The sequence below is a fragment of the Tepidiforma sp. genome, from assembly GCF_034433535.1.
GTDB lineage: Bacteria > Chloroflexota > Dehalococcoidia > Tepidiformales > Tepidiformaceae > Tepidiforma.
In genome coordinates, this window is sequence record NZ_DAOUAO010000057.1 from 1 (window position 1) to 21,983 (window position 21,983).

A 21,983-nucleotide genomic window follows, 5' to 3' on the forward strand; every position below is an offset into this window, starting at 1 on the left:
GAGGAAGCCAGCCGGGCGCTGAGTGAGGGTGCGGCCGCTGCGGGGTCGGTGGTGCCGTTCCCGGCGGCGGGCGGCGGAACAGTGACCGTTGAAGCGCCGGCGCCGGCCCCGTCATCGGATGGCGCGAAGACGCCGCCGCTGGTGTTCTAACGGGAATGGTGGCGGAACCGGTTCGCGAGCCTGTCCCGGCAAGGGAGGATGCTGCAGAATTCAGCGGCGGCCCGGAGATGACCCTGCTGGAGCACCTGAAGGAGCTCCGCTACCGGGTGATGGTCAGCGGGCTGGCGGTGCTGGTGGGCGTCATCCTCTGTTTCTATTTCTGGGAGACGATTCTCGGCTGGATGATGGCGCCGGCGCGGAGCCGGGTGGACGACTTCCAGGTTTCGAGCTTCTCGCCGACGGACCGGGTGGGGATTATCGTCAAGATCGGCCTGTACGGCGGGCTTATCGTGGCGTCGCCGGTGGTGGTCTATCAGCTGCTGGCGTTCATCGTGCCGGGGCTGACGCCGCGTGAGCGGAAGATCCTGCTGCCGGGGGTGGTTGGCGCGGCCGCGTTCATGCTGGCCGGCATGGCCTTCGCCTACTGGGTGATCCTGCCGGCTTCGCTCGGCTTCCTGCTCAGCCTCGGGAGCGACGAAATCCAGGACGTCATCGGCATTCGGCAGTACGTGGATTTCGTGACGCGCATCATCTTCTGGGTGGGGCTCTCGTTCGAACTGCCAATGGTGCTGGCGGTTGCGGCGAAGCTGGGGCTGGTGCGGGCGCGGCAGCTGCTCGGGTTCTGGCGGTACGCGGTGATCCTCGTGTTCGTGATTGCGGCGATCGTGACGCCGACGCCGGACCCGCTGACGCAGACGTTCGTGGCCGGGCCGCTGTTCGCGCTGTACTTCCTCGGGATTCTCTTCGCATGGCTGGTGCAGCCGAAGCGGTCCCCGGCCGGGGGACGGGCCGGGTGAGCAGGCGACGCGCGGGCTGGAGCGCGGCGGCCGGGGCTGCCGGGGGACTGCTAAGCGGCCTGCTTGGCGGGGGCGGCGGCGCTGTGATGGTGCCGCTGATGACCGGGCCGCTCGGGATGCGCCAGCACGTGGCGCACGGGACCTCGCTGGTGGTGATCACGGCAACGGCGGCGGTGGCAGCGGTGCTCTACGGCGCTGCCGGGCACTTCGATGCGGTGCTCTTCGCGGGGCTGGCGGCGGGCGCCCTGAGCGGCGCGTATGCCGGGGCGAAGGCCGCCATGAAGGTGCCCGCGCTGCGGCTGCGGCAGCTGTTCGGGCTGTTCCTGCTGGCGGTTTCGCTGCGCCTGCTGGTGTTCGAGCCGGGGGCGGGGATGGTGCACCCCGGCGAGGCGCTGGAGGCAGGGATCGCGCTGGTCATCGGGCTGGCGGGCGGGCTCGCCAGCGGGGCGCTGGGCGTGGGCGGCGGCGCCATCTTCGTGCCGGCGATGGTGGTGGTGCTGGGCATCGGCCAGCACGAGGCGCAGGGCATCTCGCTGGTGGTGATTGTGCTGGCCTCGGCGATGGGGGCGCTGACGCACTACCGGCAGGGCACGGTGGATGCGCAGGCGGCGCGCTGGCTGGCCCCGGCAGCCGTGCCGGGCGCGATCGCCGGGGCGGGGCTGGCGACGATTCTCAGCGGGCGAGAGCTGCAGGTGGTGTTCGCGGTCGTGCTCTCGGCGATCGGCGTCCAGATGCTGGTCACAGCGACCCGGCGGCTGCGGGCGGCGGCTGCTGCTTCGCCGGCGGCAGGGGCGGTTCGGCCATGATGACGCGCGAGGAGCGGGCGGAGGAGCTCTACAGCATCATCCGGGCCTGCCAGCTGTGCGCCCTCGCGGAAACGCGAACGCACGCGGTGCCCGGCGAGGGGCCGCTGGACGCCGAGGTCATGTGCATCGGCGAGGCGCCGGGGCTGAACGAGGACCGGCAGGGGCGGCCGTTCGTGGGTGCCGCCGGGCAGTTCCTGACGGAGCTGCTGGCAGCTGCCGGGCTGCGGCGCGATGAGGTGTACATCTGCAATGTGCTGAAATGCCGGCCGCCGAACAACCGCGACCCCCTGCCGGGCGAAATCGCGGCCTGCGCGGAGTACCTCGACCTGCAGATCGACCTCGTGGACCCCCGGGTGATCGTGACGCTGGGCAGGTTTTCGATGGCGCGCTGGTTCCCGCAGCAGTCGATTTCGCGCGTGCACGGCCGGCCGAGGAAGGTCGATGGGCGGCTGGTGGTGCCGATGTACCACCCGGCGGCAGCGCTGCACCAGGGCAACCTGCGCGAGGTGATCCTCGAGGACTTCCGGCAGCTCGGGCGGCTGCTTGCCGGGCTGCGAACCGGCACGCCCGCACCTGCTCCATTCACCACGCCCGCGGTGACGCCGGCAACGGGTGACGCCCCGGCAGCAGCCGGGAGCGACGGGTCGCCGGCGATGCGGGCAGTCAGCGAGGTGCCCACCCGAGCGCCTGCGCCGTCCGGTGAGGCGCGACAAATTCCACTCTTCGAACAGGACCTTCATGGCAACTAAGACAACTCTGCGTGTGATTCCGCTCGGCGGTCTCGGCGAGATCGGCCGCAACATGATGCTGCTGGAGTACGGGGACGACATCATCGTGGTCGATGTGGGGCTGATGTTCCCGGAGGAGGAGATGCTGGGCGTGGACCTGGTCATCCCGGATTTCAGCTACCTCCGGCAGAACAGTGAGAAGCTGCGCGCGGTTTTTCTGACGCACGGACACGAGGACCATGTGGGTGCGCTCCCGTACTTCCTGCGCGAGTTCGATGTGCCGGTGTACAGCACCCGGCTGACCGATGGGCTGATCCGGGTGAAGCTGCAGGAGCATCGGCTGGGGCAGAAGGCGAAGACGCACGTGGTGAACCCCGGCGAAGTCATCCAGGCCGGGGTGTTCGAGGTCGAGTTTTTCACGGTGGCGCATTCGATCCCGGATGCGTGCGGGCTGATCATCCGCACGCCGCTGGGGCTGGTGGTGCACACCGGCGACTTCAAGCTGGACCACACGCCGGTGATGGACCAGCACACCGACCTCATCCGGCTGGCGCAGGTGGGCGCCGAGGGATGTCTGCTGTTGCTGGCGGATTCGACCTACGCCGAGGTCGACGGCTACACCCCGAGCGAGCAGCTGGTGGGCGAGGCCTTGCGCAACATCATGGTGAACGCGCAGGGCCGGGTCATCGTGGCAACCTTTGCCTCGCTCATTTCGCGGGTGCAGCAGGTGATCGACGCGGCGGTTTTCACGAACCGCAAGGTGTTCGTCACCGGGCGCTCGATGATCGACAACGTGGCGATGGCGCGGCAGCTGGGGTACCTGCAGGCGCCCGAGGGCGTGATCATCGGCGTCGAAGAGATGCGGTCGACGCCGCCCTCGCGGCTGGTGGTCGTCACCACCGGGAGCCAGGGCGAGCCGACGAGCGCGCTCACGCGGATGGCGAACGGCGACCACCGCCACATCCAGATCATGAAGGGCGACACGGTGGTGCTTTCGGCCTCGCCCATCCCGGGGAACGAACAGGCCGTCTACCGGAACGTGGACAACCTGTTCCGGCTGGGCGCGGACGTGCTCTACAACCGCGTTTCGAACATCCACGTGCGCGGGCACGCCAGCCGGGAGGAGCTGAAGGTCATCCAGGGCCTGCTGCAGCCGGAGTACTTCGTGCCGATCCACGGCGAGTACCGCCACCTGGTGGTGCATGCGCGGCTGGCAGAGTCGGTCGGGGTGCCGCCGGGCAACGCCTTCGTGCTGACGGACGGCGACGTGCTCGAGATCGACGAGGAGGCGGCATGGCTCGGGGAACGGGTGCCGGCGAGCTACGTTTACGTCGACGGCCTGGGCATCGGCGATGTGGACCAGCACATCCTGCGCGACCGGGCGCACCTCTCGACGGATGGCGTGGTGGTGGTCATCGTGACGGTGGACAAGCAGACGGGCGCGCTCGAGCGGCCGGCGGAGATCCTGGCGCGCGGGTTCGTGGACCTCGACGAGCGGGAGGACCTGGTGGAGCGGACGAAGGACGTGGTGGCGAATGCGCTGCGCGGCGCCGAGCACTACGCCGAGTTCGGCGACATCAACACCCGGATCAGGGACGCGGTGAGCAAGTTCCTCTATGATGAGACGCGCAGGCGCCCGATGGTGCTGACCGTGACAGTCGAGGTCTAGGTCGGCAAGACGAGGCGGGCGCAGCGGCCGCGGCCAGCGGGGGGCAGGCGGCCGGGATGGGAGAGGTGCGCGTCGATGACGGCACGGGTGACGAAAAGCCGGACCCGGCCGGGGCGCCGTCCGGCAGCACGGCGGAGTGCCCGGAGGACGACCCGGTCGCTGCGGCCGGTGTTGCGCTGGTGGAAGGAGGGGCTGGCGGCACTCGCCGCGGCGGGCGTCATCGCCTGGGTTGCGCTGTTCGATGGTGCGGCCGCGCTGGAACGGGTGCGGGACGCGGTGCTGCGGACGCTCGGGTTCGGGCTGGCGGTGCTGGCCGGGTGGGCAGTCTACGCGGCGGTGGCGACGTGGCGCGGCTGGTTCCTCGACCGGCGCCTGTTGGCGCGGCGGACCGCGGGGGTGGTCGCGCTGGGGCTCTTTGCGTGGGGACTGCTCGGCCTGAACGAGGCCCGCTGGGCGGTGGGTTCGGTCGATTTCTCGGAGGTGAGCCTGGGCGGGCGCGTGGGGCAGGCGCTGGTGGCCGGCTTCCTTGGCAAGGTGGCGTGGCTGAGCCTGTTCGTGATCGCGGCGGTGCTGCTGGCACCCGGCCCGACGCGCTGGGTGGCGGTCAATGTGCCCACCTGGGTCGAGACGGCATGGGAGCGGAGGCTGCCGCACCGCGCGGCTGCGGCGGTGGGGCGCTGGATTCAGTTCATCTTCCGGCGGCCGGAACGCGAAGCGGAGCTGGTGATCGGGGCCGAGCTGTACCGTGAGCTGCCGCCGGCAGGGCCGGCACTCGAGAGTCCGCCGGTGGTCTTCCGGCCGCGGATCGAGCCGGGCGCCCCGGTGTCGACCGTTGGTGCGGGGGCGGCTGCGGCGCTGGGCAGCGCCGGCCTTGTCTCGGAGACGTCACCGGCGGCGGTTGCGCCCGAAGAACCGGCAGCACCGGCCGGTGAAGACGAGGACACCCTCCCGTCGGCCTTCGCCGAGGGCGAGGAGGAGGCGCCGACCGAACCGGCGCAGCTCGGGCTGCCGCTGGAATCGCGCAGCGGCTGGCACCTGCCCGCGCTCGAGCTGCTGAACGCGCCCCAGCCCAGCACCAGCCGGCGGCACGACAACGCCGCGCGGGCGCAGCTGATCGTCGATACGCTGGCGAGCTTCGGCGTCGACGCCACGGTGGTGGAGATCAACGAGGGCCCAACGGTCACGCAGTTCGGGGTCGAGCCAGGCTGGGAGATTCGCTACAAGGAGGTCCCGCTGCGGGACGAATCGGGGAAGCCGCTGCTCGGGCCGGACGGGCGGCCGACGACCGAGCGGGTGGAGGTTTCGCGGACGCGGGTACGGGTGAACAAGATTACGGCGCTGCAGAACGACCTCGCGCTGGCGCTGGCGGCGCCGAGCCTGCGCATCGAGGCGCCAGTGCCGGGCCGGGCGATCGTGGGCATCGAGGTGCCGAATGACAGCGCGACCGTGGTGACGCTCCGGGCCGTGATGGAGACCAGGGAGTTCGCGGACGTGGCCCGCAAGTCGAAGCTGGCGATCGCGCTGGGCAAGGGCGTCGCCGGTGCGCCGGTGGTGGCCGACCTTGCTTCGATGCCGCACCTGCTCATCGCGGGGGCCACCGGGTCCGGCAAGAGCGTCTGCATGAACGCCATTATCGCCTGCCTGATGATGAACGCGACCCCGGATGAAGTGCGCTTTGTGATGATCGACCCGAAGCGGGTGGAGCTGGTCGGGTATTCAGGCATCCCGCACATGGCCTTCAGCGAAGTCATCGTCGACATGGACAAGGTGGTGGGCGTGCTGCAGGCCGTGGTCGGCGAGATGGAGGCCCGCTACAAGAAGTTCGCCGAACTGGGCGTGCGGAACATCGACGGCTACAACAGGCACCCGCGCACCCTGAAGCGGCTGCCGTACTGGGTGGTGATCATCGACGAGCTGGCCGACCTGATGATGGCCGCGCCGTTCGAGGTCGAGAAGCTGATCTGCCGGCTGGCGCAGCTGGCCCGCGCCACGGGGATCCACCTCATCGTGGCCACCCAGCGCCCGTCGGTGGATGTCGTGACCGGGCTCATCAAGGCGAACTTCCCCACGCGCATCGCCTTCGCGGTCACGTCGCAGACGGATTCGCGCACGATCCTCGACATGGGCGGGGCCGAGAAGCTGCTCGGGCGGGGCGACATGCTCTACCTGCCGCGCGATGCAGGGAAGCCGATCCGCATCCAGGGCGTGTACCTCTCGGATGCGGAGGTCGAGCGGCTGGTCGAGTTCTGGAAGGATGAGCGCTTCCGCGACCTGGCCCCGGAGACCGCCGACGCGCTGCTGGAAGAGGCGCTCGCAGCGCAGAACGGCGGCGACGCGGAGATTGAAGTCGACGAGGATGACCCGGTGATGATCCAGGCGCGGGTGCTGGCCGGCCAGCATCGGCGGGTATCGCCGGCGCTCTTCCAGCGGCGGCTGCGGGTCGGCTATCTGAAGGCGGTGAAGATCATCGAGCGGCTGGAGGAGGAGGGCATCGTTGGACCGCGGGAAGAGGGCGAGTCGCGCCGGGTCCTGGAGCGGGCAGGCGCGGACGATGACGCCTGATAGACTGGCAGCATGGTGAAAGGACTGCGCGGCATCTTTGGCAGGGAGGCGAGCGAACCAGCGCCCGCGCCGGCCCGGCAGCCGGAGCGATGCCTTTCGTGCGGGGCGAACCTCGAAGGCTCGCGTCTGTACGAACGGTTCCGGGTCTGCCACTCGTGCGGGTTCCACTTCCACCTGACGGCGCAGGAGCGGCTGGCGACGCTGCTCGACGCGGGGAGCTTCCATGAGGATGACCGCGGCGTCTCGGCGATCGACCCGCTTTCGTTCCAGGGCCGGCAGTCATACCGGTCGCGGGTGGTGCAGGAGCAGCGCCGCACGCGGCTGACCGAGGCGGCGCTGACCGGGACCGGCTGGATTGGCGGGCGCGAGGTGGTGATCGGGGTCATCGATTTTGCGTTCCTGGGCGGGTCGATCGGCGTGGCCGCGGGCGAGCGGCTGGCGCGTGCGTTCGAGAAGGCCGCCGCGCGGCGGGTGCCGGTGGTGCTGGTCTGTTCGACCTCCGGGACGCGTATGCAGGAGGGCCTGCTGGCGCTGATGCAGGGCCCGCGGATCGCCGTGGCCGCGGGGCGGCACGCGAGAGCCGGCCTGCCGTACATCGCCGTGCTGACCGACCCGACGACGGGCTCGGCGTACTCGGGGTTCATCAACCTCGCGGACGTGCTGATCGCCGAGCCGAATGCGCTGGTGGGGTATGCCGCCCTTCGGGCACTGCAGGAGACAACCAAGAACGGGCTGCCGGAAGGGGCGCACACGTCGGAGGCGCACCTGCAGCGCGGGCTGGTCGATGCGGTGGTTTCGCGGCCGAATCTGCGGGAAACGCTGGCGGGGCTGCTCGACCTGCTGACGGGCGGCGGTGCCGTGGAGCGGGGACGGCCGGGCAAGGAAGGGCGCGTCGTGCATACGCCGCGGCCGGCGTGGCAGCAGGTGCAGCTTTCACGGCATGCCCAGCGGCCGACGGCGCGCGATTTCATCGAACGGATGACCTCCGGGTTCTTTGAGCTGCGCGGGGACCGGACCGGGAGCGACGACCCGGCGGTGGTGGCCGGGATCGGTTCGCTGAGCGGCGAGGCCGTGGTGCTGGTCGGGCAGGTGCGGCCGCACACCAATGACCAGGCCGGCGTCATCGGGCCGGCCGGGTTCCGCAAGGCGGAGCGGGCGTTCCGGCTGGCCTCGAAGCTGGGGCTGCCGGTCGTCACGCTGGTGGACACGGCGGGCGCCGACCCCTCTCTGGGGGCAGAGGAAGCGGGCCAGGGCGCGGCCATCGCGCGCTGCATGCAGGCGATGCTGGCGACCGCATCGCCAACGGTCGCGGTGATCACCGGGGAAGGGAACTCGGAGGCAGCGATGGCCATGGCGGTCGCCGACCGGGTGCTGATGCTCGATAACGCGGTGTACGAAGTAATCCGGCCGGAGGACGCGGCTGCGATCCTCGAGGGCGGCGAGGCCGGAGCGCCCGATGTGGCCGAACGGCTGCGGCTGACCTCCCACGACTGCCTGCGGCTGGGCATTGTGGACCACACGGTTCCGGAGCCCGGGGAGGGCGCCCACACCGACCACGCTGCGGCGGCCGCGCTGCTGCGCCGGGCGGTGCTGCGGGAGCTGGCGCGGCTTCGGCGGAAGCGCGGCTCCCGGCGGCTGGAGGAGCGCTACTCGCGTTACCGAGAGCTGGGCTCGACCCGAAGCTGGCTGCGGGGGCGGATCGAGCGGCGGCTGGCGCACCTGCAGGACCGCATGGGGAGCTGGTTCGACCGGCTGCGCGGCCGGGCCTTCCGGCGCAGGGCGGATTACCCGGACGACGCGGGCATCCCGGTCTAGGAGTGGCCGGGCGGGTGGATCCACAGGTCAGGCGGGGGGAAACTCTGCGCATCCGCGCGCCGGGGGCTCACGCTGGAAGTTTCTGACCTGTTGCTGGTCCTGCTGGGGTTCGCCGTCGGGGCGTTCGGGACGCTCGTCGGGGCCGGCGGCGGGTTCATCCTGGTGCCGATCCTGCTGCTGCTCTACCCCGACAAGGACCCCGAGACGATCACGGCGATTTCGCTGTTCGTGGTCGCGGCAAATGCGGCTTCCGGCAGCATTGCCTACGGGCTGCAAAAGCGGATCGACTACCGCTCCGGGTGGTGGTTCGTTGCCGGCACGTTCCCCGGGGCGATCGCCGGGGCGATCGTGGTGGGGTTCATGCCGCGGCGGCTGTTCGACGCGATTTTCGCGCTGCTGCTCGGGGCGGTGGGGCTCTACCTGCTGCTTCGGCCCCAGGTGCAGGGCATCGTGGAGCCGGTCCGCGGGCGGGGAGTCGTTCGCCGGCAGGTGCGGGATATCCACGGCAACACCTTCGTGTACAGCTACCACCTGTGGAAGGGCCTGCTGATCAGCACGGCGGTGGGGTTCGTGAGCAGCCTGCTGGGTATCGGCGGCGGGATAATCCACGTGCCGATCATGGCCACGGTGCTGCACTTCCCGGTGCACATCGCGGCGGCGACCTCGCATTTCGTGCTCGCGTTCATGGCGGCCGAGGGCACGGCGGTGCACTTCGCGCAGGGGGTCATCGGCTGGGACCGCTCGCTGCTGCAGGCGGTGCTCCTTTCGGCCGGGGCGATCCCCGGGGCGCAGGTGGGTGCTCGGCTGGCTCACCGCCTGCAGGGCGGCGTTATCCTGCGGGCGCTGGCGGGAGCGCTGGTCCTCGTCGCCATTCGCCTCGCCATCAAGGCGGCGGCCGAATAGACACGGCGTGATGGCCAGTACCTGATCCGGGAATTCGCGGATTACCCCGTGGGGGACGGGCGGCCTATACTCGGGAGGCGTGGCACTACACGGAGAGGACGCGTGACGGCAGTAGCGACCGGGTACGAAACAGTCATCGGGCTGGAGGTGCACTGCCAGCTCACGACGGCGAGCAAGATGTTCTGCGGCTGCAGCGCCGACTACTCGGGCGCGGAGCCAAACACCCATGTCTGCCCGGTCTGCCTGGGGATGCCCGGCGTGCTGCCGGTGATCAACGAGAAGGCGATTGAGGGGATCGTACTGACCGGGCTCGCGCTGAACTGCACCATCGCCGAGTTCAGCAAGTTCGACCGCAAGAACTACCCGTACCCGGACCTGATGAAGGGCTACCAGATCTCGCAGTACGACCTGCCGATCTGCCGGGACGGGTGGCTGGAGGTGGAGGTCGACGGCGGGGTTCGACGGATCGGCATCACGCGCGTTCACATGGAGGAGGACACGGCCCGGCTGCTGCATCGCGTCGACCCTGTAACGGGCGAGGCCTACACGCTGATCGATGTCAACCGCTCGGGGACGCCGCTGATGGAGATCGTCAGCGAACCCGACATCCGGAGCGCCGCGGAGGCGCGGGAGTACCTGGTTCGGCTGCGGCAGGTCCTGCGGTACATCGGCGTCAGCGAAGCGAATATGGAGGAGGGGAACTTCCGCTGCGACGCCAACATTTCGGTGCGGAGGAAGGGTGAGCGGGAGTTCGGCACGAAGGTCGAAATCAAGAACATGAACAGCTTCCGCGCGGTGCACGATGCGTTGCTGTTCGAAGAGCGGCGGCAGGTGGCGGTCCTCGAGGCGGGCGGCCGTGTGGTTCAGGAGACGCGCGGGTGGTCGGATGAGCGCGGCGAGACGGTCAGCCAGCGGAGCAAGGAACACGCGCATGACTACCGCTATTTCCCCGAGCCCGACCTGCCTCCGCTGAAGCTGAACCGGGCATTCGTCGAGCGGGTGCGGGCGCGGCTGCCTGAGCTGCCCGCGCAGCGGGTTGCGCGCTACCGTGCAATGGGGCTGAGCGACTACGAGGCGCACACGCTCGCGGAGGACCGGGCGCGGGCGGAGTATTTCGATGCACTGGCAGCGGCGCTCACGGGCGATGAGGGACGCCGGGCGAAACTGGCGGCGAACTGGATGCTCGGGGAGGTCGCGCGCTGGCTCAACGCTAACGAGGCGGAGATCGACCGCTTTCCGCTGGCGCCGGCGGCGCTGGCCGAGCTGATTGAGGCGGTCGCCAACGGGACGGTGACGCAGCTCGTGGGCAAAGAAGTTTTCGACCAGATGGCCGCCTCGGGGAGGGGCGCCGGCGAGATCATCGCTGAGCAGGGGCTCGCGCAGATCAGTGGCGCGGACGAGCTCGCGGGCGCGGTGCAGCGGGCAATCGCCGCGAACCCGAAGGCGGTGGCCGATTATCACGCCGGCAAGGAGGCGGCGCTCAAGTTCCTCATCGGGCAGGTGATGCGCGAAACGCGAGGGCGGGCGAACGCCCAGGTGGTGGGGGAGCTTCTGGAACGGGAGCTGAAGAAGTGATCAGGCGGATCAACCAAAACCAGCCCGGGTGGTATCCTTGCGTTCCATGACGCTCCGGCGCATCCGGGACCACTCCGCGCTGAAGTGGCTCTACCCGGGGATGCACATCAAGCGGTGGCTCCTGCTGCTGCTCTTCGGTGTGGCGTTGATGGGGCTCGGCCTGGCCTACCTGCTGCGGGAGGCGTATCTTCAGGCGCCCCTGCCGGGCATTTTCTACTACCTCACGCTGCAGTTCATCCCGCGCTGGATGCGAGGGCTGCTGTTCATTGCGGCGTCGCTGACGACGGTGGGCGTGGCGGTCTGGCAGCTGAACCGGTCGCTGCTATACGCGTTCGTGCGGCCCGACTGGCGCGACCAGAACCTGGCAGAAGCGATCTACGCGAAGCGGTTCCTCAGCCGCGGCCCGAAAATCGTGGCCATCGGCGGCGGCACGGGACTTTCGACCCTGCTGCGCGGGCTCAAGAATCACACGTCCAACCTCACGGCCATCGTGACTGTGGCCGACGACGGCGGCAGCACGGGACGGCTGCGGCAGGAATTCGGCGTTGTGGCCCCAGGGGATCTCCGCCAGTGCATTGCCGCACTGGCGGAGGCGGAGCCGCTGATGTCGAAGCTGTTCCAGTACCGCTTCACAAACGGGACCGGCCTCGAGGGGCACTCTTTCGGCAACCTGTTCATCGTGGCGATGTCGGAAGTGACCGGGAACTTCGAGGCGGCCATCCACGAGGCGAGCCGGGTCCTGAACGTGCGCGGCACGATTCTGCCGTCGACGCTGGAGGATGTGACGCTCAGCGCGCGGACGCACGAGGACGAGGTGGTGCACGGCGAGCACAACATCACCGAGCGGGGCGCGGCGATTCGCGAGGTGTTCCTCAACCCGCCGGATGCGGAGGCGCACCCGGATGCCGTCCGAGCGATCCTCGATGCTGACATGGTGGTGATCGGGCCGGGGAGCCTTTACACGAGCGTGCTGCCGAACCTGCTGGTTGAAGGCATCCGCAAGGCGATTCAGCAGACGTCGGCGCTACGGGTGTTCGTCTGCAACGTGGCGACCCAGCACGGCGAAACCGACGGCTTCGGGGTGGCCGAGCATATCGCCGCCCTGGAGCGGCATGCGGGGCAGGGGATTGTCCAGGTGGTGCTCGCCAACAACAACATCGCGCCCGCCCTGCCGGAGGCGTGGCACGCGGAGGCCGTGCGCATCTCCCTCGGTGAGCTGCAGCGGGCGCACCCGTGGGTGCGGCTGGTGGAGGCCGACGTGGTTGCGGAAGAGAACCGTTACCGTCATGACCCGGAGAAGCTCGCAGCTACCATCATGCGGTTGTACGATCAACGCGATTCCCTTGCTGTCGAAACGAAGCGGTCGGCGTCGGCGCCTGAGCCGCTCGTGATTTCCCGGTGACCCCAATGTTGATGAACCTTTTTCAAATCCTGGTTTCGACGCTGCTCATCCTGGTAGTGCTGCTGCAGGTGAAAGGGAGCGGCTTTGGCGCCGCGCTCGGCGGGATGTCGGGCGGCTCCGTGTACCGCACCAAGCGGGGCCTGGAGCGGACGCTCTTCCAGGCGACCATCATGCTGGTGATTGTCTTCATCTTCGTCTCGTTCCTGAGCGTGGAGTGGCAGTAAGGGGCCAATGAACCGTGACGGCGGAGCCCGCTCGCGCCGCTCGTTCGTCTTCGTCGCGAGCCTCGTCCTGGCTGCTGTGGCGGCCGCGGTGGCCCTGGGCCTGCGGCTGACGGGCAACGAACGGGCGGTACTGCCGGGCGGCACGAGCTACAGCGAAGCGGTTGTCGGCACGTGGCAGCGCATCAACCCGCTCTACGTGAATGCGAATGAGGTCGACCGCGACCTCTCGGCGCTGGTGTTCTCGGGGCTGATGCGCATTGGCCCGGATGGCCAGGCGGTTCCCGACCTCGCGGCGGAGGCGCCGGAGGTCTCTGACGGTGGAACGGTGTATACGTTTCGACTTCGTTCGAACGCGCGCTGGCACGATGGGGAGGCGGTGACCAGCCGCGACGTGGCGTTCACCGTCGGCATCCTGAAAGACCCGGGCTTTGGCGACCCCGCGCTGGCGGAAGGGTGGCTCGGGGTGGAGGTGGAGACGCCCGATGACCGGACCGTGGTGCTCCGGCTGCGGCAGCCCTCGGCGCCCTTTCTCGCCAGGACTGCGACGGTCGGCATCCTGCCGGAACACCTGCTCGGCGGAAAGTCGGCCGATGCGCTGGAGAACGACCCGTTCAATGCCCGGCCCGTGGGGAGCGGGCCGTACCGGCTCGAATCGCTGGATTCCCAGGCTGCGACGCTGACGGCGAACCCGGCGTATCACCTCGGCAGGCCGGGGATCGACCGGATGGTCCTCCGGTTCTACCCGGACGCCGAACGGGCCCGACAGGCACTTGCCGAAGGCGCGGTAGACGGCCTGTTCCTCCGGCCGGAGTCAGCCGGGGGCTCAGTCGCGGGGCTGACAGGGCTCGAGGGCAAGACGCTCTCGACGCCGATGACCTCCCAATCGGCCATTCTTTACCTGAACAACAGCAATGCGCTGTTCCGGGATGAACGGGTACGTCGGGCGATTTCGCTCGCCCTCGACCGCGAGGGCCTCGCCCGGGAGGTGTACCAGGGGACCGCGACGCCTTCGGGCTCGCCGGTGCCGCCGGAGACGTGGGCCTATGCGGGCGAGTTCGACACGCGGACTCCAGACCTGACCGAGGCAAAGCGGCTGCTGGAGGAGGCCGGCTGGACGCCGCACCCCACCACCGGGATCCTGGTGCAGGAGGGACGCGAATTTCGCTTCACCATCAGGGTGGATACCGCGCCGGAGCGGGTGGCGCTGGCTTCGGCGGCGGCGAAGCAGCTCGAACAGCTGGGCATGCGGGCGGCGGTCGCCAGCACGACGTTCTCGGTGCTGCGGCGCGATTTCCTGCAGGAGCGGAAGTACGAGGCAGCGATCGTGGCCTGGGACCAGGGACCGGACCCGGACCTCTACTTCGGCTGGCACAGTTCGCAGCTGGGTGCTGCCGGGCTGAACCTGGCGAACTTCGAGGACGCGGTGATGGACGACCTGATCGCGCGCGGGCGGACGTCGCCGGACATCGAAGTGCGCAAGGATGCCTACCGGCAAGTGCAGGAGGTGTGGCAGGGGGTGCAGCCGAGCGTGGTCCTCCTGTACGTGAGCGCTGTCTGGGCGCGCCCGGCCGGGCTGCGGGATATCACGGACGGTGTCCTGTTTGCGGGCGCCGGCCGATTTTATGACGTGCAGCGGTGGCGGCGATGAGCGAGCGGCTGGCGTTCTTCGGCTCGCCGGAGTTCGCGGTGCCGACGCTCCGGGCGCTGCACGCCGCAGGCCACGATATTGCGCTCGTGGTGACGCAGCCGGACAGGCCGGCGGGGCGCGGCGGACGACTGCAGCCGCCGCCAGTGAAGACGGCCGCGCTGGAGCTGGGACTCGCCGTGATGCAGCCGGCGACGATGCGCGATGAGGGGTTCCGAACGACCCTGCGCGAGGCCGGGGTCGACGCGGGCGTGGTGGCGGCCTACGGGAAGCTGCTGCCCCAGGCCGTGCTCGACCTGCCGCGGCGGGGGTTCGTGAATGTACACGCTTCGCTGCTGCCGCGGTGGCGCGGGGCATCGCCGATCGCGGCGGCGATTCTTGCTGGCGACCCGGTCACCGGTGTGAGCATTATGGAAATGGTATTGGAGATGGACGCTGGACCGGTGATTTCGCAGGTGGAAGAGCCGATTCGTCCCGATGACACAACCGGGACGCTGGAGGCGAGGATTGCCGGGCTTGGGGCGCAGGAACTGGTGCGCGTGCTGCCGGACTGGCTGGCCGGCCAGTTGCAGGCCACGCCCCAGGATGAGCGCCTGGTCACCACCTGCGGGCTGCTCCGCAAAGAAGACGGTCACCTGCGGGCTTCCATGACGGCCCAGGAGGCGGAGCGGGCGGTGCGCGCGTATGACCCGTGGCCGGGGGCCTTCGTGCTGTTCGAGGGGCAGCCCCTCCGTATCTGGCGGGGGGAGGTGCTGGCGGGGGAAGCCCGTGCGGCGGAGGCGGGCGCCCTGCGGGTCATCGGCGGGGAGCCGGCGGTCCGTTTTGCCGAGGGCTGGCTGGCATTGCGCGAGGTTCAGCGGCCGGGCGGCCGGCGTATCGCGGGGCGAGCGTTTGTGGCCGGCCTGCGGGGTCAACTCCCGGCGGGGGTTGGGCTGGCATGAGCGACGCGGACCGGCCCTCGGTGTACGGGATGCTGCCGGCTGAGGTGGACACGCTGGTTCTCGAGGCCGGGGGCGAGCGGTATCGGGCCGACCAGCTGCTGCGGGCCGTGTATCGCGACGGCATCCGGGGGTTCGAGGAAGCGCGGCAGCTGCCGGCCGGCCTGCGGGAACGGCTGGCGGAGCTGGCGACGGTGACGCCCGCGCGAGAGGTTCGGCGGGTGGTGAGCGAGGACGGGCTCACCACCAAGCTGCTGCTGGCAATGACCGATGGGACGCTCATCGAAACCGTCCTGATGCAGTACCCCGCGGAAGGCGGCAGGCACCCGCGTTCGACGGTTTGCGTTTCGACGCAGGCGGGGTGCGCGATGGGCTGCGTGTTCTGCGCGACGGGTCAGATGGGCTTCGAGCGGAACCTCCGGGCGGCCGAGATCGTGGCGCAGGTGGTGACTGTGGCGGGGCTGCTGCGCGACCGGGGAGAGCACGTCACGAATGTGGTCTTCATGGGCATGGGCGAGCCGCTCGCGAACTACGCCGAGACCATCCGGGCGGTGCGCATCCTGACGGACCCGCGAGCGTTCGGGCTCGGGCAGCGGCACATCACGATCTCGACGGTCGGCGTGGTGCGCGGCATCGACCGGCTGGCAGGCGAGGGCCTGCAGGTTGGGCTGGCGATTTCGCTGCACGCGCCCAACGATGCGCTGCGACGGCGGCTGGTGCCCACGGCCGGCCCGCATTCGGTGTCGGAGCTGATGGCGGCGGCCCGGCGCTATTTCGTGCGCACGGGTCGGCGGGTGACGTTCGAGTACGCGCTGATTGCCGGCGTGAACGACAGCGAGACCACGGCGCGGGAGCTGGCAAGGCTCGTGCGGGGCACGGGCGCACACGTCAACCTCATCCCGGTGAACCCGACGGCGGGGGGGTTCGCCCGGCCGGCCCGGCGGCAGGTGCTCGCCTTCGAGCGGGTGCTGCGGGAGGCGGGGGTCAACTGCACGGTGCGGGTCGAGAAGGGGACGGAGATCTCGGCGGCGTGCGGCCAGCTGCGGACGGACGCCGCGGCGCCGGTTGTCATTGGCGAGGCGGAGGCCAGGGGGCCAGCTTCCGGGCGAGGGCCCGGAGCGCGGCCAGCAGGGCCTTCCCGAGCACCATCCCGAAGCCGATAGCGACAGCGGAGCGCATATCGAGCAGGGTGTGGACTTCGCCGCGGACGACGGGAGCGACGAGGATGCCGACGCGGACCTCATCGACCGCGACGGAGCGGCCGGCGATCACCGCTGCATCGGACTGGCGGATGGTGCCGCGGTCGAAGGCGGCGACGGCAATGGCGGAGCGTTCGATTTCGACCTGTTCACCTGAGACGCGGCGAATGGCGCTGCGGTCGATGGAGAGCGGGGCGTGGGCATCGGCGGGCTCGCCGGGTTGGTTCGAAAGCCGGCTGGCGGGGTCGGAAGCCATGGGGGCACCGTAGATCGCTGGCGATGAAGGCGCAATGCTGGAGGTATGCGGACGGAGGATTTCGCGTTCGAGCTTCCCGACGAGCTGGTTGCGCAGGAGCCGGTGGAGCCGCGCGATGCGGCGCGGCTCATGGTGCTCGACCGCGCCACCCGGACGGTGCGCCATCATGTGGTCAGCGACCTCCCGGAGTTGCTCCGGCCGGGGGACCTGCTGGTGGTGAACGACACGCGCGTGATGGCGGCGCGGCTGTTCGGTCGGCGGCGCGATACCGGGGGGACGGTCGAGGTGCTGCTGGTGCGGCCGTTCACGGATAGGCGCTGGGAGGTGCTGATGAAGCCGTCGCGGCAGGGGTCGCCGGGCCGGCGGTTCGTTTTTGGAACCCGCGAAGGTGAGCTGGGGGCCACCGCAGTCGGCCGCACGGGGGATACGGTCACACTGGAGTTCGAGCGGGCGTTCGACCCGGCAACCGTGGGGGAGGTGCCGCTGCCGCCCTACATCCGGGGCTACCGCGGCGACCCCGAGCGGTATCAGACGGTATACGCGCGGGAGGCGAAGAGCGCTGCTGCGCCGACCGCCGGCCTGCACTTCACCCCCCAGCTGCTCGAGCGGCTGGAGCGGGCGGGCATCGGGCGGGTCGCTGTCACGCTCGAGGTCGGGCCGGGCACCTTCAAGCCAGTGAATGTCGACGACCCCCGCGAGTTCGACCTGCATGCAGAGCACATCACGGTTCCCGCTGAAGCAGCGGCGGCCATCCGTGCTGCGAAGGCGGAGGGACGGCGGGTGGTGGCCATCGGCACGACGGTGGTGCGCACGCTGGAGCACGTGGCGCGGGAACGCGGCGAGATCGTCCCGTACGAGGGCTGGACTTCGCTCAAGATCCTGCCGGGCGACCGGTTCCTGGCGGTGGATGTGCTGATGACGAACTTTCACCTGCCGCGTTCGACGCTCGTCATGCTGGTGTGCGCCTTCGCCGGGACCGACTTCGTGCTCGGCGCGTACCGCGAGGCGGTGCGCGAGCGCTACCGGTTCTACAGTTTCGGCGATGCGATGCTCATCCTGTAGGCCAGGGGTCAGCGGAGGCCGATGAGGCCTTCGGCGCCGAAGGCGGCAACTTCCTCGTCGGTGAAGCCGACTTCGGCGAGGACCTCGGCGGTGTGCTCGCCGAGGGCGGGGGAGGCCCGCTGGATGCGGGTGGGCGTGGCGCTCATCTGGACGATGGGCGCCGGGCCGCGCAGGGGACCGAGGAGGGAGTGGTCGTACTCCTGGATGTAGCCGTTGGCGATCACCTGGGGGTCGTCGAAGAGCTCCTCGACGAAGCGGACCGGGCCGCAGGCGATGTCGAACGCCTCGAGGTGGGCGAGCCACTCGGCGTTGGTCTTCTCGAGGAACTTCTCCTCGCAGGTGCGGACCAGTTCGGCGCCGACCTCGGCGAGGCGGGCGGGGTCGAAGCCGGGCTCGTAGCGGGGGTCGGTGATGCCGACGGCCTCGCGGAAGCGGGCGCGGGGCCCGGGGCCAAGGCAGCCGACGACCAGGTAGGAGTCTTTGGTTTTGTAGGGGCGGTAGTAGATGTTGCCGGTGAGCTCGGGAGCGAAGCGACGGCGCTCGCGGACGATCTCCTCCATGGTGGCGCCGCGGGCACGGGCCTCGGCCAGGTGCTGCAGCTTCTGCTGGCGCAGGTCCTCATCGAGAGCGACGACCTCGCGTGCGCCTGCCTGGAGCGCGAGGGCGGAGAGCAGGAGGCTGGAGTTGATGGCCTGCCCTTCGCCGGTGCGCTGGCGGTGGAAGAGGGCGGCGGTAATCGCCCAGGCGAGGGCGACGCCGGTGACCACATCGGCGGGGGCAAAGGCGATCGGCATGGGCAGCCCGTTCTGGAGGTTGGGGTTTGAGGTGCTGAGCCCGCTCATCGCCTGGGCGACGATGTCGTAGCCGCGCCGCATCGCGTCGGGCCCCTGCTTTCCGAAGGCGGTGTTTTCGGCGTAGATAATCGCCGGGTTGATGCGGCGGGCCGATTCGTAGTCGATCCCGAGCGCCTCGGGGACGCCGGGGCGGTAGTTGGTAATGAGCACATCGGCCCAGGCGATGAGGCGGTCGCGGATAGGGGCGGTGCGGGGGTCCTTGAAGTTGAGGGCGATGCCGCGCTTGCCGCGGTTCTGGACGAGGAAGTTCTTGCTTTCTCCGGGGATGATTTCGGCCTGGAGGCGCCAGGGTTCGCCTTCGAGCGGTTCGACCTTGACCACATCGGCGCCCATTTCGGAAAGGAGGGACGCCGCGAGCGGGCCGGCGATGATCTGGGTGCAGTCGAGCACGCGGATGCCTTCGAGAGCTCCTGCCATGAATAGATGCGCTCCATGTTCGCGATAGATTGTGGGCGCATCATACGCCCCGGCGGGCGGGGAGGGCGGGGCGAGGGTAGGATGGCGGCATGGCTGGCAATGACCCGGGGCTGTGCGCGACGTGCGCGTTTGGGCGGCAGGTGGTCAGCGGGAAGGGTTCGGTGTTCTGGCTGTGCGAGCGCTCGCGCGAGGACCCGCGCTTCCGCAAGTACCCGGCGCTGCCGGTGGTGCGCTGCCCTGGGTACGCCGTCGGCGGGGGTTCTGGCCGCACGGGAGCCCGATCCGGCGGCACATAATGTATTGCGATATGAGGAATCCCGGGATGGCAGTGGAGTTCGGCCGGCGGAGTGTGATACGTTACCGGTCCGGCTGAAAGCGGGGTAGCTACCGGCGGGGTAGCCGACGCGACAAAGCACGGGGCTCGATGCCATCTCCCATTGCATCGAGCCCCCGCTTCCCCTGATGGGGGAGTGTCCTTCCGGACTTTGCGCGTTCGGTTAGGTGGCTACCTCCTTTCAGCCATTTTTGCTGCGTAGACCGACTGCTCCTGGCGGACGGAATTCAGCGAGCGGATGTTGCGGCGGAGGAAGGCCGGGAGCTCGGCGTCCTCGAGGTTGGCCACACCGGGCAGGTTGTAATCGCGGATGCGGCTGGCGGCGGCATCGACGGGGTCGCCGATGGTGGCGGCGCGCGGCGCGAACCCGGTGGCGATCACGGTCATGTGGATTTCATCGCCGACGCGCGGGTCGACGACGGTGCCGAAGATGATGTTGGCGGCCGGGTCGACCACTTCGGCGATGACGCGGGCGGCCATGTCGAGTTCACGGAGACCGAGGTTGCCGCTGTGGGTGATGTTGAAGAGGACGTTGTGGGCGCCTTCGATGGACTGGTCGAGGATGGGGCTGGTGGTGGCGGCGCGGGCTGCTTCGATGGCGCGGTTTTCGCCGGAGGCCTTGCCGACGGCGAGGAGGGCGGGGCCAGCCTCGCTCATGGTGGTGCGGACGTCGTTGAAATCGAGGTTGATGCTGCCGTTCTGGCTGATGATGTTGGAGATCGACTGGATGGCCTGGCGGAGCACATCGTCGGCGGTCTCGAAGGCCTCTTCGACGGTGGCGTTGGGGGGGCAAATTTCGATGAGGCGACCGTTGGGGATGGCGATGAGGGTATCGACCTTATCGCGCAGGCGGGCGAGGCCTTCTTCGGCCTGCTTCATACGGCGGGCGCCCTCCCAGGGGAAGGGCTTGGTGACGACGCCGATGGTGAGCGCGCCGATATCCTTGGCGATCTCGGCGACGACGGGGGCTGCGCCGGTGCCGGTGCCGCCGCCCATCCCGGCGGTCACGAAGACCATTTCGGTGCCGCGGAGGAGGTCGTAGAGCTCATCGCGGCTTTCATCGGCGGCGCGCTCGCCGCGGGTGGGGTCTCCGCCGACGCCGAGCCCCTTGGTGAGCTTTTCGCCGATGCGGATGCGGGTTGGCGCTTCGGAGGAGGCGAGGGCCTGGGCGTCGGTGTTGACGGCGATGAACTGCACGCCGGGGATCTTGGCCCGGACCATCCGGTTGACGGCGTTGCAGCCGCCGCCGCCAACGCCGATGACCTTGATATCGGGCAGCAGTTCGGTGTCGTAGCGCATGCTCATTTCGGTGTCCTTCCCTTTCGCGAATGAGGCTGTGATTGGCGTTGGCCGGGTGGATGGGCGGCGGGTTCGGCGGGCTACTGCGGGATAAGCGACCTCCCAAGACGCAGGATTCGCTGGAAGAAGCTGCCGACGGGGACATCGAAGGCGGGGCCGATGGCTTCCCCGAGGCGTTCGCGGTTGCGGAGGGCGTAGGAGACGAGGCCGATGGAGGTGGCGTAGGCCGGCATGCCGATGAGGTCGGAGAGGCCGGAGTAGCCGTGCGGGCGACCGATGCGGGCCGGGATGCCGAGGCGGCTTTCGGCGACCTCGGCGAGGCCGCGGAGCTGGCTGGTGCCCCCGGTGAAGACGAGCCCCGCCGCGATACGGTCGAGGTAGCCGACGCGTTTCAGTTCGACGGCGACCATCTCGAGGATCTCCTCGGTGCGGGCCTGGAGGATGGCGCAGACGTGCTCGAGCGGGACGAGCTTCTGCGTCTGCGTGCCGAAGGCGTGGATTTCGACCGTCTCGCCGGCCATGGAGGGCTCGGCGTAGGCGGCCCCGACGGTGCACTTGACCTGCTCGGCGCTCTCCCAGGGGCAGCGAAGGACACGAGCGAGGTCGTGGGTGAGGTGGGAGCCGGCGATGGGCAGGCAGGCGGTATGGGCGACAGTGCCCTCATCGAAAACCGCGATGGAGGTGGTGCTGCCGCCGATATCGACGAGGGCGACCCCCTGCTGCTTCTCCTGCTCTTCCAGGACGCTTTCGGCGGAGGCGAGGCTTTCGAGGATGATGTCATCGACCTGGACGCCGGCGCCCTCGACGCACTTGGTGAGGTTCTGGATGGCCGACACCGCCCCGCTGACGATGTGGACCTCGGCATCGAGGCGGGAGCCGTACATGCCGACGGGGTCGCTCACCTGTTCGGTTCCCTCGACCCAGTAGGCGCGCGGGACGACGTGGATGACCTGGCGGTTGGTCGGGATGGCCACCTGGCCGGCCGCCTCGAGCACCCGCTGGCGGTCGTCGGCGGAGATGGGACGGGTGCGGTCGGGGATGGCAACGATGCCGCGGTTGTTCTGGCTGGCGATGTGGCCGCCGGAAATGCCGACGACCGCCGAGAGGATGCGCATGCCGCAGGCCTGTTCGGCCTTTTCGACGGCCACGGCGATGGCATCGCGAGCGCTCTGGATGTTGTCGATCACGCCCCGGGAAAGCCCGGCGGCGGGGGCGACGCCGACACCGAGGATGCGCGTCTCGCCGGTTTCGCCGAGGTCGCCGACGACGACCGCGACCTTGGTAGAGCCGACATCGATGGCTGCGACGGTGGTTCTGCGGCGCACTGGCTGCTCCTTTC

The 21,983-nt window shown here is 69.6% G+C and carries 18 protein-coding genes and 1 pseudogene; 15 read left to right on the forward strand and 4 right to left on the reverse strand.

Annotated elements, in window-relative coordinates; genetic code table 11:
- Positions 1–155: 155 nt before the first annotated feature.
- The 13 genes and pseudogenes from tatC (at position 156) to rlmN (ending at position 16,386) form a co-directional block, all read left to right on the forward strand.
- Positions 156–956, forward strand: coding sequence for a twin-arginine translocase subunit TatC (gene tatC / locus VAE46_RS02880; RefSeq protein ID WP_322795406.1), 801 nt, complete (start codon positions 156–158; stop codon positions 954–956).
- The gene (locus VAE46_RS02885) at positions 953–1,762 is read left to right on the forward strand and encodes a sulfite exporter TauE/SafE family protein (RefSeq protein ID WP_322795407.1); all 810 of its coding nucleotides are present in this window, start codon (positions 953–955) and stop codon (positions 1,760–1,762) included. Before tatC ends, VAE46_RS02885 begins: the two co-directional genes overlap by 4 nt.
- Positions 1,759–2,358, forward strand: a pseudogene (locus VAE46_RS02890) (uracil-DNA glycosylase family protein); the annotation flags it as partial. The gene VAE46_RS02885 and the pseudogene VAE46_RS02890, both read left to right, overlap by 4 nt.
- A gap of 142 nt (positions 2,359–2,500) precedes the next feature.
- Complete coding sequence (locus VAE46_RS02895) at positions 2,501–4,159, forward strand: ribonuclease J (protein ID WP_416223933.1); 1,659 nt, start codon at positions 2,501–2,503, stop codon at positions 4,157–4,159.
- Between the two features lie 168 nt (positions 4,160–4,327).
- On the forward strand, positions 4,328–6,721 hold the full coding sequence (locus VAE46_RS02900; protein ID WP_322795410.1) for a DNA translocase FtsK: 2,394 nt from the start codon (positions 4,328–4,330) through the stop codon (positions 6,719–6,721).
- 12 nt (positions 6,722–6,733) lie between these two features.
- Entirely contained in the window at positions 6,734–8,536 is a 1,803-nt protein-coding gene (locus tag VAE46_RS02905; RefSeq protein WP_322795411.1) for a carboxyl transferase domain-containing protein, read from the forward strand.
- Positions 8,537–8,626: 90 nt separating this feature from the next.
- Positions 8,627–9,439, forward strand: a complete 813-nt coding sequence (locus VAE46_RS02910) for a sulfite exporter TauE/SafE family protein (RefSeq protein WP_322795412.1) — start codon at positions 8,627–8,629, stop codon at positions 9,437–9,439.
- Positions 9,440–9,541: 102 nt separating this feature from the next.
- A complete protein-coding gene (gene gatB, locus VAE46_RS02915; RefSeq protein ID WP_322795413.1) occupies positions 9,542–11,014 on the forward strand; it encodes an Asp-tRNA(Asn)/Glu-tRNA(Gln) amidotransferase subunit GatB in 1,473 nt (490 codons plus the stop codon).
- 46 nt (positions 11,015–11,060) lie between these two features.
- Positions 11,061–12,416 carry a gluconeogenesis factor YvcK family protein gene (locus tag VAE46_RS02920; RefSeq protein WP_322795414.1) on the forward strand — a complete coding sequence of 452 codons (1,356 nt, stop codon included), beginning with the start codon at positions 11,061–11,063 and terminating at the stop codon, positions 12,414–12,416.
- A gap of 11 nt (positions 12,417–12,427) precedes the next feature.
- Positions 12,428–12,640, forward strand: coding sequence for a preprotein translocase subunit SecG (gene secG / locus VAE46_RS02925; RefSeq protein ID WP_322795415.1), 213 nt, complete (start codon positions 12,428–12,430; stop codon positions 12,638–12,640).
- A 7-nt stretch (positions 12,641–12,647) separates the two neighbouring features.
- Positions 12,648–14,288 carry a peptide ABC transporter substrate-binding protein gene (locus tag VAE46_RS02930; protein ID WP_322795416.1) on the forward strand — a complete coding sequence of 547 codons (1,641 nt, stop codon included), beginning with the start codon at positions 12,648–12,650 and terminating at the stop codon, positions 14,286–14,288.
- Entirely contained in the window at positions 14,285–15,226 is a 942-nt protein-coding gene (fmt, locus tag VAE46_RS02935; RefSeq protein WP_322795417.1) for a methionyl-tRNA formyltransferase, read from the forward strand. The genes VAE46_RS02930 and fmt overlap by 4 nt, the downstream gene beginning before the upstream one ends.
- A complete protein-coding gene (gene rlmN, locus VAE46_RS02940) occupies positions 15,223–16,386 on the forward strand; it encodes a 23S rRNA (adenine(2503)-C(2))-methyltransferase RlmN (RefSeq protein WP_322795418.1) in 1,164 nt (387 codons plus the stop codon). Before fmt ends, rlmN begins: the two co-directional genes overlap by 4 nt.
- Here rlmN and VAE46_RS02945 read toward each other — a convergent pair.
- The gene (locus VAE46_RS02945; protein ID WP_322795419.1) at positions 16,292–16,678 is read right to left on the reverse strand and encodes a hypothetical protein; all 387 of its coding nucleotides are present in this window, start codon (positions 16,676–16,678) and stop codon (positions 16,292–16,294) included. The two genes, rlmN and VAE46_RS02945, sit on opposite strands and share 95 nt — an antisense overlap.
- Positions 16,679–16,723: 45 nt before the next feature.
- Between VAE46_RS02945 and queA the strand changes: the two genes are divergently transcribed.
- A complete protein-coding gene (queA, locus tag VAE46_RS02950) occupies positions 16,724–17,740 on the forward strand; it encodes a tRNA preQ1(34) S-adenosylmethionine ribosyltransferase-isomerase QueA (RefSeq protein WP_322795420.1) in 1,017 nt (338 codons plus the stop codon).
- 8 nt (positions 17,741–17,748) lie between these two features.
- On the opposite strand, the gene VAE46_RS02955 is transcribed toward queA, so the two are convergent.
- A complete protein-coding gene (locus tag VAE46_RS02955; RefSeq protein WP_322795421.1) occupies positions 17,749–19,011 on the reverse strand; it encodes a CoA transferase in 1,263 nt (420 codons plus the stop codon).
- Between the two features lie 89 nt (positions 19,012–19,100).
- Here VAE46_RS02955 and VAE46_RS02960 point away from each other — a divergent pair, with 89 nt between their 5' ends.
- Complete coding sequence (locus VAE46_RS02960; protein WP_322795422.1) at positions 19,101–19,307, forward strand: hypothetical protein; 207 nt, start codon at positions 19,101–19,103, stop codon at positions 19,305–19,307.
- A gap of 209 nt (positions 19,308–19,516) precedes the next feature.
- Here VAE46_RS02960 and ftsZ read toward each other — a convergent pair whose 3' ends face one another.
- A complete protein-coding gene (ftsZ, locus tag VAE46_RS02965; protein WP_322795423.1) occupies positions 19,517–20,650 on the reverse strand; it encodes a cell division protein FtsZ in 1,134 nt (377 codons plus the stop codon).
- A 74-nt stretch (positions 20,651–20,724) separates the two neighbouring features.
- Positions 20,725–21,969 (reverse strand): cell division protein FtsA, encoded by a 1,245-nt coding sequence (gene ftsA, locus VAE46_RS02970; RefSeq protein WP_322795424.1) that lies wholly within the window; start codon positions 21,967–21,969, stop codon positions 20,725–20,727.
- Positions 21,970–21,983: the final 14 nt, after the last annotated feature.